The 14,704-nt window shown below is 72.0% G+C and carries 14 protein-coding genes; 4 read left to right on the plus strand and 10 right to left on the minus strand.

Annotation, left to right across the window (positions count from 1 at the left end; translation table 11 throughout):
• Nucleotides 1-15: 15 nt before the first annotated feature.
• A complete protein-coding gene (locus ACFWCH_RS10935; RefSeq protein ID WP_136044963.1) occupies nt 16-219 on the minus strand; it encodes an AsnC family protein in 204 nt (67 codons plus the stop codon).
• A 392-nt stretch (nt 220-611) separates the two neighbouring features.
• Nucleotides 612-2,072: an MFS transporter gene (locus ACFWCH_RS10940; RefSeq protein ID WP_136029087.1), complete on the minus strand. Its 1,461-nt coding sequence runs from the start codon at nt 2,070-2,072 to the stop codon at nt 612-614.
• Nucleotides 2,073-2,251: 179 nt separating this feature from the next.
• Here ACFWCH_RS10940 and ACFWCH_RS10945 point away from each other — a divergent pair, with 179 nt between their 5' ends.
• Together ACFWCH_RS10945 and ACFWCH_RS10950 are read left to right on the plus strand one after the other, a co-directional pair.
• On the plus strand, nt 2,252-2,749 hold the full coding sequence (locus ACFWCH_RS10945; protein WP_378803536.1) for a metallophosphoesterase family protein: 498 nt from the start codon (nt 2,252-2,254) through the stop codon (nt 2,747-2,749).
• On the plus strand, nt 2,746-3,273 hold the full coding sequence (locus tag ACFWCH_RS10950) for a GAF domain-containing protein (RefSeq protein ID WP_247638531.1): 528 nt from the start codon (nt 2,746-2,748) through the stop codon (nt 3,271-3,273). The genes ACFWCH_RS10945 and ACFWCH_RS10950 overlap by 4 nt, the downstream gene beginning before the upstream one ends.
• A gap of 66 nt (nt 3,274-3,339) precedes the next feature.
• On the opposite strand, the gene ACFWCH_RS10955 is transcribed toward ACFWCH_RS10950, so the two are convergent.
• The 7 genes from ACFWCH_RS10955 to ACFWCH_RS10985 all read right to left on the minus strand — a co-directional run bounded on the left by ACFWCH_RS10955 (nt 3,340) and on the right by ACFWCH_RS10985 (nt 8,915).
• Nucleotides 3,340-3,693, minus strand: a complete 354-nt coding sequence (locus tag ACFWCH_RS10955; protein ID WP_136029091.1) for a Fe-S protein — start codon at nt 3,691-3,693, stop codon at nt 3,340-3,342.
• 53 nt (nt 3,694-3,746) lie between these two features.
• Nucleotides 3,747-4,220 (minus strand): 6,7-dimethyl-8-ribityllumazine synthase, encoded by a 474-nt coding sequence (gene ribH, locus ACFWCH_RS10960; RefSeq protein ID WP_136044544.1) that lies wholly within the window; start codon nt 4,218-4,220, stop codon nt 3,747-3,749.
• Complete coding sequence (gene ribA, locus ACFWCH_RS10965; RefSeq protein ID WP_136029095.1) at nt 4,217-5,485, minus strand: GTP cyclohydrolase II; 1,269 nt, start codon at nt 5,483-5,485, stop codon at nt 4,217-4,219. Before ribA ends, ribH begins: the two co-directional genes overlap by 4 nt.
• Nucleotides 5,482-6,111 carry a riboflavin synthase gene (locus tag ACFWCH_RS10970; protein WP_136029096.1) on the minus strand — a complete coding sequence of 210 codons (630 nt, stop codon included), beginning with the start codon at nt 6,109-6,111 and terminating at the stop codon, nt 5,482-5,484. Before ACFWCH_RS10970 ends, ribA begins: the two co-directional genes overlap by 4 nt.
• Entirely contained in the window at nt 6,111-7,154 is a 1,044-nt protein-coding gene (gene ribD / locus ACFWCH_RS10975) for a bifunctional diaminohydroxyphosphoribosylaminopyrimidine deaminase/5-amino-6-(5-phosphoribosylamino)uracil reductase RibD (RefSeq protein ID WP_378803537.1), read from the minus strand. Before ribD ends, ACFWCH_RS10970 begins: the two co-directional genes overlap by 1 nt.
• Before the next feature lie 282 nt (nt 7,155-7,436).
• Complete coding sequence (locus ACFWCH_RS10980) at nt 7,437-8,300, minus strand: Fpg/Nei family DNA glycosylase (RefSeq protein WP_378803538.1); 864 nt, start codon at nt 8,298-8,300, stop codon at nt 7,437-7,439.
• 51 nt (nt 8,301-8,351) lie between these two features.
• Nucleotides 8,352-8,915 (minus strand): GNAT family N-acetyltransferase, encoded by a 564-nt coding sequence (locus ACFWCH_RS10985; protein ID WP_247638533.1) that lies wholly within the window; start codon nt 8,913-8,915, stop codon nt 8,352-8,354.
• Nucleotides 8,916-9,003: 88 nt separating this feature from the next.
• Between ACFWCH_RS10985 and mfd the strand changes: the two genes are divergently transcribed.
• The gene (gene mfd, locus ACFWCH_RS10990; protein ID WP_136029105.1) at nt 9,004-12,570 is read left to right on the plus strand and encodes a transcription-repair coupling factor; all 3,567 of its coding nucleotides are present in this window, start codon (nt 9,004-9,006) and stop codon (nt 12,568-12,570) included.
• Nucleotides 12,571-12,604: 34 nt separating this feature from the next.
• Nucleotides 12,605-13,207: a gamma carbonic anhydrase family protein gene (locus ACFWCH_RS10995; protein ID WP_136036014.1), complete on the plus strand. Its 603-nt coding sequence runs from the start codon at nt 12,605-12,607 to the stop codon at nt 13,205-13,207.
• 63 nt (nt 13,208-13,270) lie between these two features.
• Here the strand turns inward: ACFWCH_RS10995 and gdhA are convergent, their stop codons facing one another.
• Entirely contained in the window at nt 13,271-14,641 is a 1,371-nt protein-coding gene (gene gdhA, locus ACFWCH_RS11000; protein ID WP_136029109.1) for an NADP-specific glutamate dehydrogenase, read from the minus strand.
• Nucleotides 14,642-14,704: the final 63 nt, after the last annotated feature.

Below are 14,704 nucleotides of genomic sequence, written 5' to 3' on the forward strand. Positions count from 1 at the left end.
GGCTGCTGTATGCACTCAGTGGCGCCCGAAGCGGCGATGCGCGGCCTGCTTGGTCACGCCCAGGGCGCTGGCGATCGCCTGCCACGAGTAGCCGTCGTTGCGCGCGCGGCGCACCTGCGCCTCCTCGGCGCGAGCGATCTCGATGCGGAGCCCGGCCAGGCGGTGCAGCTCGGCGAGCGGCTCGCCGCCCTCGGCCTGGGCGATCGTGGTCGTGTTCATCGGACACCTCCTGCGTCAATGATCATTGACGCGCGCCACCGTTGTCAATCTCTGTTGACGCGCGGTGTCCACAGATCGCGAACACCGCGCATGCGCGCCACATGTGATCACGGGGGCATGGGCAGATCACCCGCCACCCGCTGCGCCGCCTGATCCGGCGCATCTGGACGCTGCGCGAGGAGGTCTCCGCATACGACGCCGGCTCTGTCGCGCCGGCGGAGGCGCTCGGCGTCCCGCTGCTCACGCTCGACCGCCGGCTGGCGAAGACCGCGGCGGGGTACTGCGACGTCGTCGTCCTCTGAGCGCTCCCGCGTGCGGACGGCGGCCCGGAGACGCGCGAACGGCCGCACCTCGCGGGGAGGGCGGCCGTTCCGGGGTTCGTCGTGGGGTTCTCAGAGCTCGGCGGAGGCCGCCAGCCCCAGGTCGTCCTCGTAGTCGTGGTCCTTCGTCTCCGGCGTGAAGATCAGCGCCACGAAGGTGAGCACGGCCATCGAGGAGAGGTACACGCCGACCAGCCACGGCTCGCCGCCGACCGCCGCCCACAGTGCCACGGCGATGAACGGGGCCACGGCCGCGCCGAGGATCGACGACACGTTGTAGGCGATCGCGGAGCCCGAGTAGCGCACGTTCGTCGGGAACAGCTCGGGCAGCAGCGCGCCCATCGGGCCGAACGTCGTGCCCATGAGCATGAACCCGAACACCAGGAACGCCTGCGTGAGCGCGCCCGTGAACTTCGGGTCGGCCTGGGGCAGCAGGAAGAGGTTGAACGACAGGCCGAACACCACGATGAGGCCCGTGACCCACAGCAGCAGCTTGCGGCGGCCGATGGCGTCGGCGATCGGACCCGACAGCAGCGTGAAGATGCCGAAGAACACCACGCCGATGATCTGCATCAGCACGAAGTCGGTGTAGCCGAAGCCGAGCCCCGGGTAGAACTGGGCCGCGAACGCCGTGGGGTCGAAGTCCTTGCCGGTCGCCTCCGCGGCGGCGCGGGCGGCGGCCGACGCGGTCTCCACGTCGGCGGCCTTGGTGCCGTACGTCAGGGTGAAGTTCGTCATCAGGTAGAACAGCACGTAGGTCGCCAGCATGATGAACGTGCCGAGGATCAGCTGCTTCCAGTGGTGGCGGAAGACGGTGGCCAGCGGCAGCTTGCGGATGGCGCCGGTCTTCTCCGCCTTCTTGAACGTGTCCGACTCGACCAGGCGCAGGCGCACCCACAGGCCGATGATGACCATGACGGCCGAGAACAGGAACGGCACCCGCCAGCCCCACGACAGGAACGCCTCCGACTTCAGCGCCGGGTCCTCGGGGTGGGGCAGGGCGAAGTTGATGGCGAGGAAGATGCCGTTCGCGATGATGAACCCGAGGGGCGCACCCAGCTGCGGGAACGACCCGTACCAGGCGCGCTTGCCCTTCGGGGCGTTCTCGGTCGCGACCAGCGCCGCGCCCGACCACTCGCCGCCGAGCGCGAAGCCCTGGGCGAGGCGCAGCACGAGCAGCAGCAGCGGCGCGACCCAGCTGATCTGCTGGAACGTGGGCAGCAGGCCGATCACGAAGGTCGCGATGCCCATCGTGAGCAGGGACGCGACGAGCGTCGCCTTGCGGCCGAACTTGTCGCCGAAGTGGCCGAACACGACTGCGCCGATCGGGCGGGCGACCATCGCGGCGCCGAACACGGCGAACGACGACAGCAGCGAGGCGGTGTCGTTGGTGCTGGGGAAGAAGAGCGTCGGGAACACCAGGACCGCTGCCGTCGCGTAGACGTAGAAGTCGTAGAACTCGATGGTGGTGCCGACGAGGCTCGCGGTGATGACGCGCGAGCGGGGATTCGCGGGGGCGGGGGCGCTGCTCATGGGGTCTCTTTCTCGGATGACGCCGCTGGTATACCAGGGACCCGGGCGAGTCTACGCCTTCCTGGGAGTTGCCTGAACGCGGATGACGGCTCTCGGACCCGGCGGTGCGCGGCCCCCGTAGAGTCGGAGCACACGACGCGGAACACATGACGCGGAGCACACGACGCGGGGGAGCCGATATGACGACGCGGATGCTGCTGCTGGCCGACACGCACGTGCCGAAGCGCGCCAAGCGACTGCCCGACGCCGTGCTGCGCGCCGTCGACGAGGCCGACGTGGTGGTGCACGCGGGCGACTGGGTCGACGAGGCCACGCTCGATCTCCTCGCCGAGCGCGCCGCGGTGCTGCACGCCGTGTTCGGCAACAACGACGGCCCCGGTCTGCGCGGCCGGCTGCCCGAGGTCGCCCGGTTCCGGGTGGAGGACACGTCCGTCGCGGTGATCCACGAGACCGGGGGCGCGACGGGGCGGGAGCGACGCATGGACGCGGCGTTCCCCGACGACGACCTCCTGGTGTTCGGGCACTCGCACATCCCGTGGGACACGGTGACCCCGCGCGGCCTGCGTCTGGTGAACCCGGGGTCGCCGACCGACCGCCGCCGTCAGCCCGTGTGCACCCTGATGACGGTCGTGATCGACGGCGCCGACATCGACGCGACCCTCGTGCCGCTCTCGTGAAAGAGCCTCCCGCCGCCTCCGGCCCCGAGGTCGTCGCGGAGCCGCTGGCCTACCGCGCACCGATGCGCTCGCGCGACGACGCGGTGCCCGACGGTGCCGGAGCCGAGCGCGGTCTCACGCGCGGCCTGGTGGGGATGGGAGGACGGCTGGAGCGGGTGCCCTCGTCGCCGGCAGAGGCGCTGTCGGCGGTGGACGCCCGCTGGGGCGAGCGCGCCGCCCGGCGCCTCGAGCGCTTCGTGGCGCTGCCGGAGGGCACCTTCGTCTGGACCCGTGACGGAGACGGCCTGCTCTGGCTCGGGCGGCTCGACGGCCCGTGGTGGTACGACGGTTCGGCGGAGGCCGCGGCGGTCGACCTCGTGCACGTGCGGTCGTGCGTGTGGCTTCCGGCCCCCGTGGACCCGGCCGTGGCTCCCGCCGCCGTCACTGCGACGTTCGCGCGCGGCGGTCGCAACGGTCAGCGCATCGGGACGCCGGGAGCGGGTGCGGCGACCGCAGCGGTGTGGGAGCGCATCGTCGGCGGATGATCCCCGCGGTCGCTCAGACCGCCGGGGTGTCGGGGGTCAGCGCCGGATGGGTCAGCGCCAGACGGGTCAGCGCCAGATGACGGCCATGCCGGCGTTGGCCAGCGCGAGGATGCCGATGAGCCAGAACACGGCGGAGGGCACCGCCTCGCCGCGCTTCTGCCGCGCGGAGCCGATGCCCAGGAGCGCACCGATCACGAGGAGCACCACGAGCTTCACGCCGATCTTGACGTAGTTCAGGTCGTACTCGATGCCCCACGGAGCGGCCAGCGCCAGTCCGGCGACACCGGCGATCAGCAGGCCGTAGTCCATCAGCCGGGTGATCTGCCGCTTGCCGCCGAACGCCTGGGCCGCCCAGGCGCCGAACAGCACCGCGAAGCCGATGAGGTGGACGAACACGACGATGTGGCGCAGGATCTCCATGCCCTCACCGTACGTGAGGGGGGTACTGCGCCGCTAGCAAGGCCGCCCTGACCTCAGCCGCGCAGCTCCCGGATCACGAGGGCCGTGCGCAGCGCAGCGTCCGCCGCCTCCGCGCCCTTGTCCTCCTTCGAGCCCTCGAGACCCGCGCGATCCAGGCCCTGCTTCTCGTCGTCGAGGGTCAGCAGGCCGAAGCCGACCGGCCGCCCTGCGTCGAGCGACACCCGGGTGAGACCGTCGGTGGCCGCGGCGGACACGTACTCGAAGTGGGGGGTGCCGCCGCGGATGATCACGCCGAGCGCGACCACCGCATCGGCACCTCCGGCGAACGCGGCCTGCGCGGCCACCGCGAGCTCGAACGAGCCAGGCACCCGCACGAGCGTGTGCGACGCCTGCGCCTCGTCGAGCACCCGCTGCGCGCCCGCGATCAGTCCGTTCGAGATGGTCTCGTGCCACGTGCCGGCGATCACGACGACGTGCAGTCCCCGCCCGTCGATGCTCCCGGCCTTCGGTGCTCCTGCGCCGCTCATTCCTCGTCCTTCCCGGCCGCGAGGGCCTGGGCGAGCTCTGCCTCGCCGATGATGTGACCCATCCGGTCACGCTTGGTCTCCAGGTACTGGTGGTTGTTCGGGCCGACGCCCACGATCAGCGGCACCTGCTCCACCACATCGAGCCCCAGCTCGCGCAGCTGGTTCACCTTGTCGGTGTTGTTGGTCAGCAGTCGCACCTTCGACACGCCGAGGTCGGCGAGGATGCCGGCCGCGGCGGCGTAGTCGCGCGCATCGGCGGGCAGCCCGAGTGCGAGGTTCGCATCGACCGTGTCCAGGCCGTCCTCTTGAAGGCTGTAGGCGCGGAGCTTGTTGATCAGCCCGATTCCGCGCCCCTCGTGCCCGCGCATGTAGACGACGACCCCGCCGTCCTGCTCGATCGCGTCGAGCGCGGCGTCGAGCTGCGGTCCGCACTCGCACTTCAGCGACCCGAACGCCTCGCCCGTCAGGCACTCGGAGTGCACGCGCACGAGGGCGGTCTCGCTCAGCTCGCCCGACACGACCGCGATGTGGTCGGTTCCGGTCACGCGATCCTTGTAGGCGAGGAACCGGAACGAGCCGTGCTCGGTGGGCACGGTCGCGTCGGCGCGCAGGCTCACCCGGCGACCGCGGTGCGCGGCCGGCGTCGCCCCCGCGGGGTCGATCTCGTTGAGGTGCGCGATGAGCTGCTCGATCGTGATCACGGGCACACCGTCACGCGCGCCCAGCTCGATCAGTCCCGGCAGCCGCATCATGCTGCCGTCCTCCGCCACGACCTCGGCGATCGCGCCGACCGGTCGCAGACCCGCGAGCTTCATCAGCTCGACGGCGGCCTCGGTGTGGCCGCTGCGCTCGCGCACGCCGCCGTCCACCGCGCGCAGCGGCAGCACGTGCCCGGGGCGGATGATGCTCGTCGCGGTCGAGTCGGGGTTCGCGAGCACGTTGAGGGTGCGGGCCCGGTCGCTCGCGCTGATGCCAGTGGTCACGCCGTCGGCGGCGTCCACGCTCACCGTGTACGCGGTGGAGCGGGCGTCCTCGCTCGCCGCGACCATGGGCGGCAGGTTCAGCTGATCGGCCAGGTCGGCGGGCATGGGCGCGCACAGGAACCCGGACGACCAGCGCACGGTCCACGCGACCCACTCGGGCGTCGCCAGCTCCGCCGAGAGCACCACGTCGCCCTCGTTCTCGCGGTTCTCGTCGTCGGCCACGAGGACCGGCCGTCCGGCCCGCAGTGCCTCCAGGGCCTCGGGGATGGATGACAGGCTCATCGCGAGCCCCCTTCCGGTGCGGCGCGGAACGCGAGCAGACGCTCGACGTGCCGCGCGAGGATGTCGGTCTCGAGGTTCACGCGGTCGCCGACCGCGCGGGTGCCGAGCGTGGTGGCGGCGAGCGTCTCCGGGATGAGCGACACCTCGAACCACGGCGCCGCCTCGTCGGGCGCGCTCACGGCGCTCACGGTCAGCGAGGTGCCGTCCACCGAGATGGAGCCCTTGTCGACCACGAGCGGCGCGAGATCGTGGGGCAGGCCGATCCGCAGCACGCTCCACTGCGCACCCGGCCGCACCTCCCGCACCTCGCCGGTGCCGTCGACGTGGCCCTGGACGATGTGCCCGCCGAGCCGCGCGCCCACCGGCATCGCCTTCTCGATGTTCACGCGCGTGCCGACCACGGCCGATCCGATCGCGGCGACGTCGAGCGTCTGCTTCATCACGTCGGCGTCGAACGTGTCGGCGGTCGAATCGACCACGGTCAGGCACACGCCCGACACCGCGATCGACTCGCCGTGCACGGCGTCGGCCGCGGCCCTCGGCGCGCGCACGGTGAGCCGCCAGCCGTCGCCGGACTCTGCGATCGCCGTGATCTCGCCGATCTCCTCGATGATTCCGGTGAACATCACCAGGCACCTTCCTGCTCGGGGGCGTGGGGGTCTGTGAAGCGGGCGACGGCCAGGAGGTCGGCGCCGAGCGGCACCCACTCCTCGACGGTCAGCCGGCGCGCCTCGTCGATGCGGGAGACGCCGATGTCGGTGAGCGCGAGGCGGCCCCCGCCCAGCAGCACCGGTGCGACGTACGCGAGCACGCGATCCGCGAGTCCCGCCGCGACGAACGCGCTGGCCAGGGTCGGCCCGCCCTCCACGAACACGCTGTGGTGGCCGCGATCGTGCAGGTCGGCGAGCACCGCGGGCAGCTCGTGGGTGTCGTAGAAGAGGGGAGCGTGCGGGTGCCGGTGCACCGCCGCGTGTGCGGGCGTCGCGCGGGCGCCGATCACGACCGGCACGGGCTGCCGCGGGTGGAGGGCGTCACCGTCGCGCGCGGTCAGAGCCGGGTCGTCGGCCAGCACGGTGCCGGTGCCCACGACGATCGCGTCGGCCTCCGCACGACGGCGGTGCACGTCGGCGCGCGCCTCGGGGCCGGTGATCCATCGACTGGAGCCGTCGTCCGCGGCGGCACGGCCGTCGAGGCTCTGCGCCCACTTGACCGTGACGTGCGGGCGGCCCAGGCGCTTCGCGGTGAGCCAGGAGGCGATCAGCGCCTCGGCCTCCGCGGCGCGCACGCCCGACTCCACGTCGACCCCGGCGGCGCGGAGCCGCTCGGCCCCGCCGCCGGACACCTCGCCCGGATCGTCGAGGGCGTAGACCACGCGGGCGACCCCGGCCTCGATGAGAGCCACGGCGCAGGGACCCGTACGGCCGGTGTGGTTGCACGGCTCGAGCGTCACGACCGCGGTCGCCCCGCGCGCGGCACCCGGCGAGAGCTTCGACAGCGCATCGACCTCGGCGTGCGCGGTGCCGGAGCCGCGGTGCCATCCCTCGGCCAGCACCTCACCGGCGGGGGAGAGGAGCACGGCGCCCACCTGCGGGTTGACCCCGCGGGGGCCGCGGGCGGCGAGCTCGAGCGCACGGTCCATCGCACGCTGCTCGATCGCGGTCACTGCCATCCGTCGTCCTCTCTGCGGCCTCGGGGCTCTCGCAGGGGTGGCGGAACGGACGCACACGCGTGCGCCTCGTGCTGCCTCCCTTCCGGACTAGCGAGGTCACCCTCGCATCACCGTCGGTCCCGGAGTTCCACCGGATCGGCATCCCGATCACTCGAGACGCTCGCGGACTGTCACCGCCGGTTCGGATTCCCACCGACCCCGGAGCACGTTGCTGCTCTGAGTGTACTCAACACGGTCGGCGCGATTTCATTCCGTGGCATGGATCCGCGCGCAGCGCCGATCTCACTTCAGCAGGCGCGAGAGGCGGCGGTCGGCGAGCACCTTGCCGCCCGTCTGGCACGTGGGGCAGTACTCGAGCGACCGGTCGGCGAAGAACACGCTGCGCACGGTGTCTCCGCACACGGGGCACGCCTCGCCGCGGCGCGCGTGCACCTGCATGCCGCGCCGCTTGGCGTCTTTCAGGTCGGCGGGCGGCTTCCCGGAGGCCGCGGCCACGGCCTCGCGCAGCGTCTCCTGCATCGCCGCGAACAGCCGGTCGACCTCGGCGTCGTCGAGCGTCGCGGCGATCGCATAGGGCGACATGCGTGCGGCGTGCAGGATCTCGTCGGAGTAGGCGTTGCCGATGCCCGCGATCACGCCCTGGTCGCGCAGCAGCCCCTTGATCTGCATGCGCCGCCCCTCCAGCAGGCCGGCGAAGTCCGCCCGCGTGAAGGCCGGGTCGAGCGGGTCGGGACCGAGGCGGGCGATGCCGGGCACCTCCTGCGGATCGCGCACGACGTACACCGCGAGCGACTTCTTCGTACCGGCCTCCGTCAGGTCGAACCCGCTGCCGTCGTCGAGCGCGACACGCAGGGCGATGGGCGTCTTCCCCGGCTTGATGAGCGTGGTCGGCAGGGGCTCGTACCAGCGCAGCCAGCCCGCCTTCGCCAGGTGGAACACGAGGTGCAGCTCCGCACCGCACGACAGCACGACGAACTTGCCGAGCCGCGCGGCCGCGGTGATCTCCGCGCCGTGGAGCGCCGTGATGGGCGGGTCGTACGTCTTCAGCGCCGCGATGGCCGAGACCGACGCGCGGGTGATCGTGCGTCCGACCGCGCGCTCGCCGAGGAACGCGACGAGTCCTTCGACCTCCGGCATCTCGGGCATGCAGCCATCCTGTCACCGGCCTCCGACGCTGTCACGCCTCGCCGGCAGCCGTCAGAGCACGGGCCACTCGACCGGGGTGCGGTCGTCGGTGGCGAGCAGCCCGGCGACCCAGCCGTCGTCGCGGCCGCGCTGACTCGTGAGGGCCTGGCGCTGCGTGCCCTCGAACCGGAAGCCGAGGGCGCGGGCGGCCCGTGCCGACGGCACGTTGCCCACCACGGCCTGCCAGCGGATGCGCGCGAGCCCGAGCTCGGCGAACCCCCAGTCCAGCACCGCGCGGGCCGCCTCGGTCAGATAGCCCCGGCCGCGGGCGTCCGCGACCATCCAGTAGCCGAGTTCGGCACTGCCACCCGCGGCGTGGCCCGCGATGTGGTGCAGGCCGATGACGCCCACGAGCACGCCGTCCGCGAAGATGCCCCACACGGTCTGGGAGCCGTCCGCCCACCAGTCGGCGACGAGCGCGACGAAGTCCTCCGCGTCCTGCCGGAAGTACGGGTTCGGGACGGTCGTCCAGCGGGGGATCTCCGGGTCCTGGCAGGCCGCGGTGATCGCGTCGACGTCCGCCTCCGTCGGGGCATGCAGGACGAGGCGGGCGGTGGTGAGGGTGACCGGAGGCATCCCTCCAGCCTAGGACGGCCGAGCCGGTCGCCCGGTCGGCGAGGGGGACGTCGACCGCGGTGTCGGTGGGCGCGATTAGGCTTGTCCGGTGACTGTTCCGGGGATTCTGCGCGCCTTGGAAGAGGCGTCTCTGTTTCGTGACGCTCTCGCCTGGGCGCATACCGACGCCGACCTCGGACTGGTCGACGGCCTCGATGCGCCCACGCTCGCCGGGCTCCTCGCCAAGCGCGCCGCGGCCGGGCACCCCGCCGCGTTGCTCGCCGTGGTGCCGACCGGGCGCCGGGCCGAGACGCTCGCCGCGGCGATGTCGGCCTACGTGCCCGATGCCGAGGTGCTCACGTTCCCGGCGTGGGAGACCCTGCCGCACGAGCGGCTGAGCCCGAGCCCCGACACCGTCGGGCAGCGCCTGCAGACCCTGCGCCGCATCGCCGAGTGGTCGGGCGACCACCCCCTCGTGGTCGTCGCCTCCGTGCGCGCCGCGCTGCAGCCGATCGCCGGCAACCTGGGCGAGATCGCCCCGCTCGACCTCGCCGTCGGCAGCCGGGGGCACGAGCTCGACCACGTCGCGGAGCAGCTGGTCGAACGCGCATACTCCCGCGTGGACATGGTGTCGCGGCGCGGTGAGTTCGCCGTGCGCGGCGGCATCCTCGACGTGTTCCCTCCCACGTCGGAGCACCCCTACCGCGTGGAGTTCTTCGGCGACGAGATCGACCAGATCCGGGCGTTCTCCGTGGCCGATCAGCGCTCGCTCCCCGGCGACGTCCCCGCGGTCGACCTGCCGCCCAGCCGCGAGCTGCTGCTCACCGCCGACGTGCGCGACAGGGCGCGCGCGCTGATCGGCGGGTTCCCGGCCATCGCGGGCATGCTCGAGAAGATGGCCGAGGGCATCCCGGTCGAGGGCATGGAGTCGCTGCTGCCCGCCGTGGCCGGTCCGCTGAAGTCGCTCGTGGAGTACCTGCCGCCCGGCAGCGCGACCGCGGTGGTCGACCCCGAGCGGGCGACCGCGCGGGCGATCACCCTCGGCGACACGAACCGCGAGTTCCTCGACGCCGCGTGGAGCGCGGCGACCTCCGGGGCCTCGGCTCCCATCGACCTCGGCGCGGGCGACTTCCTCACGGTCGCCGACCTGCGCGACGTGGTGCGCGACCGCGGCGGCGTGTGGTGGCGGCTCAGCCCGTTCGGCATCGGCGACGCCGACCCGGAGAGCGTCGAGGCGTCGGCGGTCATCCCGTCGTTCCACGGCAACGTCGACGGGGCGATCGCCTTCGTCGACGCGAAGGTCGCCGACGGGTGGCGCGTCGTGGTGATCGCGACGGGACACGGGCTCGTCGACCGCGCGCGCGACGTGCTGTCCGACCGGGGCATCGCGGCCCGCGCGGTGGAGTCGCTGACCGAGGCCCCCGACCCCGGGGTCGCGACGCTCGTGACCGGTGCGGTCGAGGCGGGGTTCCAGGTGCCGGAGGCGAAGCTCGCCGTCCTCACCGACAACGAGTTCTACGGCCGCACGATCGGCGGCGACCAGCGCGTGGTGAAGAAGCTCGCCTCGCGCCGGAAGAACGTGGTCGACCCCCTCCAGCTCAAGCAGGGCGACTTCGTGGTGCACGCCACGCACGGCATCGGCCGCTTCGTGGAGATGACGCAGCGCGAGGTCTCGACGGGCGGCCGCCACGCCGCGAAGTCCGTGCGCGACTACCTCGTGCTGGAGTACGCCCCGTCCAAGCGCGGCTACCCGGGTGACAAGCTCTTCGTGCCCACCGACCAGCTCGACCTGCTCTCCAAGTACGTCGGCGGTGAGGCCCCGACGCTGTCGAAGATGGGCGGCAGTGACTGGGCGCAGGCCAAGGGCAAGGCCCGCAAGGCCGTGCGCGACATCGCGGTCGAGCTCGTGAAGCTCTACTCCGCGCGCATGAGCGCCAAGGGGCACGCGTTCGGTCCGGACACCCCGTGGCAGCGCGAGCTGGAGGAGGCGTTCCCGTTCGCCGAGACCCATGACCAGCTGCAGACCATCGACGAGATCAAGGCCGACATGGAGCGGCCCATCCCGATGGACCGGCTGCTGTCGGGCGACGTCGGCTTCGGCAAGACCGAGGTCGCGGTGCGCGCGGCGTTCAAGGCCATCCAGGACGGCAAGCAGGTCGCGATGCTCGTGCCGACGACGCTGCTGGTGAAGCAGCACCTGGAGACGTTCACGGAGCGCTTCGCCGGCTTCCCGGTGAAGGTGCGGCCGCTGTCGCGCTTCCAGACCGACAAGGAGGCGAAGCTCACGCTGCAGGGCCTTCTCGACGGCACGGTCGACATGGTCATCGGCACGCACCGCATCCTCACCGATCAGGTGATGTTCAAGGACCTCGGCCTGATGATCATCGACGAGGAGCAGCGCTTCGGCGTGGAGCACAAGGACGCGCTGAAGAAGATGAAGACCAACGTCGACATCCTCGCCATGAGCGCGACCCCGATCCCGCGCACCCTGGAGATGGCGGTCACCGGCATCCGGGAGATGTCCACGCTCGCGACGCCGCCGGAGGACCGGCACCCGATCCTCTCGTTCGTCGGGCCGCGCAGCGACAAGCAGATCGCCGCCGCCATCCGGCGCGAGATCCTGCGCGAGGGCCAGGTGTTCTTCGTGCACAACCGTGTGCAGTCCATCCAGCGGATCGCGGCCCAGCTCGCCGAGCTCGTGCCGGAGGCGCGCATCGCGGTCGCGCACGGGCAGATGGGGGAGCATGCGCTGGAGCAGGTGGTCGACGACTTCTGGGAGCGCAAGTTCGACGTGCTCGTCTCGACCACCATCATCGAGACCGGCCTCGACATCTCCAACGCCAACACGATCATCATCGACCGCGCCGACAAGTACGGCCTGAGCCAGCTGCACCAGCTCCGCGGACGCGTGGGCCGCGGACGCGAGCGCGCCTACGCGTACTTCCTCTACGACGACATGAAGCCGCTGAGCGAGACCGCGGCCGACCGCTTGCAGACCATCGCGGTCAACAACGACCTCGGCTCGGGCATGCAGGTGGCGCTGAAGGACCTGGAGCTGCGCGGGGCGGGCAACCTGCTCGGCGCGGAGCAGGCGGGGCACATCGCCGGCGTCGGCTTCGACCTGTACCTGCGCATGATCGGTGAGGCCGTCGCGACGTTCCGCGGCGAAGAGGTCGAGACGGGGCAGGAGCTGCGACTGGAGCTGCCGCTGGACGCGCGCATCCCCGAGGACTACATCGACAGTGAGCGCCTGCGCCTGGAGGCGTACCAGAAGCTGTCCGCCGCCTCGGCCGCGACCGCCAAGGACGATGCGATCGACCTCGTGCAGGAGGAGCTCATCGACCGCTACGGCACCCCGCCGGAAGAGGTCGCCGGGCTCTTCGCGATCGCGCGACTGCGCCGCAGGGCCGCCCGCGCCGGGCTCACCGACGTGGTGGCGATGGGGTCGAACCTCCGCATCGCCCCGGCGCGGCTGGAGGACTCCATCAAGGTGCGGCTGCAGCGGCTCTACCCGAAGGCGAAGCTCGTGGCCGGGGGAGAGGCGCTGGTGGTGCCGATGCCCACCGTCGCCGCGGCCGTCGGCGTCGGTGTGGAGCCGCTGCCCGACGCGCAGCTGCTGGAGTGGGTCGGCCAGCTGTTCACCGCGATCTTCCCGGAACCCGCCACGACCCCGTAGCGGACGGCCGGGGCCCCGGGGCTAGTCTGGCCGCATGTTGTACGAGCACCTCGGGGCTCGCCCCCGCATCCATGACACCGCCGTCGTCGCCCCCACCGCCGTGATCTCCGGCGATGTGGAGGTCGGTCCGGGCTGCCAGGTGCTGCACGGCGCCGTGATCACCGCCGAGGGCGGCCCGATCACGCTCGGCGCACACGTGATCGTGATGGAGAACGCGCTGATCAGGGCGACCGCGGCGAACGCGGTGCACATCGGCGACCACACCCTCGTCGGCACGCTCGCGAGCATCGCCGGCGCGACCGTGGGCGAGGAGGTGTTCTTCGCCTCGGGCGCCCGCATCTTCAACGGTGCTCTGGTGGGCAGCCGCTGCGAGGTGCGCGTCAACGCGATCGTGCACCGGCGCGCGGTGCTGCCCGAGGGGACGGTCGTGCCGATCGGATGGGTCGCGGTCGGCGATCCGGTGCAGCTGCTCTCGCCGGACCGGGCGGAGGAGATCGCGGCGGCGCAGCCCGAGCTCGACTTCCCCGGGCACGTGTTCGGGGTCGACCGGGACACCCCCGACCTCATGGTGCAGCTCACCGAGCGCTACGGGAGCTCCCTCGCGCGGCACGCCGACGACCGACCCGTCGGTCCGTAGCCGCGCGGGCGCGCAGAGACGAAGCCGAGCACCCCGCCGATGCCCGGCTTCGCCGGCTCGATGTCAGATGACGCCCTGCGCGAGCATGGCAGCGGCGACCCTCTCGAATCCTGCGATGTTGGCCCCCGCGACGTAGTCGCCGGGAACCCCGTACCGTTCCGCGGCGTCGAACGCGGCGCCGTGGATATCCGCCATGATCTCACGGAGCTTGCTCTCGCTGTCGGCGAAGGTCCACCGCTGGCGCGAGGCGTTCTGGCTCATCTCCAGCGCGGAGGTGGCCACACCGCCCGCGTTGGCCGCCTTGCCGGGGGCGAACAGCACACCCGCCCGCTGGAACGCCTCGACGGCCTCGGGCACGCACGGCATGTTGGCGCCCTCGGAGACCGCCTGCACACCGCCGGCGATCAGCGCCTCGGCGTCGGCCAGGCTCACCTCGTTCTGCGTGGCGGACGGCACGGCGATGTCGACCGGCACCTCCCACACGCTGCCGCCCTCGACGAACCGTGCGCTGGGGCGGCGGCGGGCGTACTCGACGATGCGGGCGCGCTCGACCTCCTTCAGCTGACGCAGCAGGTCGAGGTCGATGCCGGCGTCGTCGACGACGTAGCCGGAGGAGTCGGAGGCGGTGACCGCGGTCGCGCCGAGCTGCGCGGCCTTCTGGATCGCGTAGAGGGCGACGTTGCCGGAGCCGGAGATGCCGACGCGCTTGCCCGCCAGCGAGTCGCCGCGGACGGCGAGCATCTCCTGCGCGAAGAACACGGCGCCGTAGCCGGTGGCCTCCGTGCGCACCTCGGCCCCACCCCAGCCGGTGCCCTTGCCGGTGAACATGCCCGACTCGTGGCGGTTGGTGACCTTGCGGTACTGTCCGAACAGGTAGCCGATCTCACGGCCGCCCACGCCGATGTCGCCCGCGGGGACGTCGGTGTGCTCGCCGAGGTGGCGGTACAGCTCGTTCATGAACGACTGGCAGAAGCGCATGACCTCCGCGTCGGACTTGCCGTGCGGGTCGAAGTCGGAGCCGCCCTTGCCGCCGCCGATGCCCTGACCGGTGAGCGCGTTCTTGAAGATCTGCTCGAAGCCGAGGAACTTGATGATCGACAGGTTCACCGAGGGGTGGAAGCGCAGGCCGCCCTTGTACGGGCCGAGCACGGAGGAGAACTGGATGCGGTAGCCGCGGTTGACCTGCAGCTTCCCCGCGTCGTCGACCCACGGCACGCGGAACAGGATCTGCCGCTCGGGCTCGACCAGGCGCTCGAGGATGCCACCGTCGACGTATTCCGGGTGGCGCTCCAGCACGGGGGCGATCGAGTGCAGCACCTCGTGCACGGCCTGGTGGAACTCCGGCTCGTGCGGGCTGCGGGAGAGCACCGTGTCGAACACGGGCTGCACGGAGTCGGCGAGCGGATGGAAGTCGGCAGTGGTCGTGACGGTCACGCGGGAAGGACTTTCTGGTGGGGGATGGGGTGCTGGCGATCGTGTCGCGTCAGGGCGGTGCCG

This window comes from Microbacterium sp. NPDC060132 (assembly GCF_042729675.1).
Lineage (GTDB): Bacteria > Actinomycetota > Actinomycetes > Actinomycetales > Microbacteriaceae > Microbacterium > Microbacterium sufflavum.

What these genes read in the sequence shown, in the direction of transcription:
- ACFWCH_RS10935 (WP_136044963.1), bottom strand. Translation starts at nt 219, where the DNA reads ATGAACACGACCACGATCGCCCAGGCCGAGGGCGGCGAGCCGCTCGCC.
- ACFWCH_RS10940 (WP_136029087.1), bottom strand. Translation starts at nt 2,072, where the DNA reads ATGAGCAGCGCCCCCGCCCCCGCGAATCCCCGCTCGCGCGTCATCACC.
- ACFWCH_RS10945 (WP_378803536.1), top strand. Translation starts at nt 2,252, where the DNA reads ATGACGACGCGGATGCTGCTGCTGGCCGACACGCACGTGCCGAAGCGC.
- ACFWCH_RS10955 (WP_136029091.1), bottom strand. Translation starts at nt 3,693, where the DNA reads ATGGAGATCCTGCGCCACATCGTCGTGTTCGTCCACCTCATCGGCTTC.
- ribH (WP_136044544.1), bottom strand. Translation starts at nt 4,220, where the DNA reads ATGAGCGGCGCAGGAGCACCGAAGGCCGGGAGCATCGACGGGCGGGGA.
- ribA (WP_136029095.1), bottom strand. Translation starts at nt 5,485, where the DNA reads ATGAGCCTGTCATCCATCCCCGAGGCCCTGGAGGCACTGCGGGCCGGA.
- ACFWCH_RS10970 (WP_136029096.1), bottom strand. Translation starts at nt 6,111, where the DNA reads ATGTTCACCGGAATCATCGAGGAGATCGGCGAGATCACGGCGATCGCA.
- ribD (WP_378803537.1), bottom strand. Translation starts at nt 7,154, where the DNA reads ATGGCAGTGACCGCGATCGAGCAGCGTGCGATGGACCGTGCGCTCGAG.
- ACFWCH_RS10980 (WP_378803538.1), bottom strand. Translation starts at nt 8,300, where the DNA reads ATGCCCGAGATGCCGGAGGTCGAAGGACTCGTCGCGTTCCTCGGCGAG.
- ACFWCH_RS10985 (WP_247638533.1), bottom strand. Translation starts at nt 8,915, where the DNA reads ATGCCTCCGGTCACCCTCACCACCGCCCGCCTCGTCCTGCATGCCCCG.
- ACFWCH_RS10995 (WP_136036014.1), top strand. Translation starts at nt 12,605, where the DNA reads ATGTTGTACGAGCACCTCGGGGCTCGCCCCCGCATCCATGACACCGCC.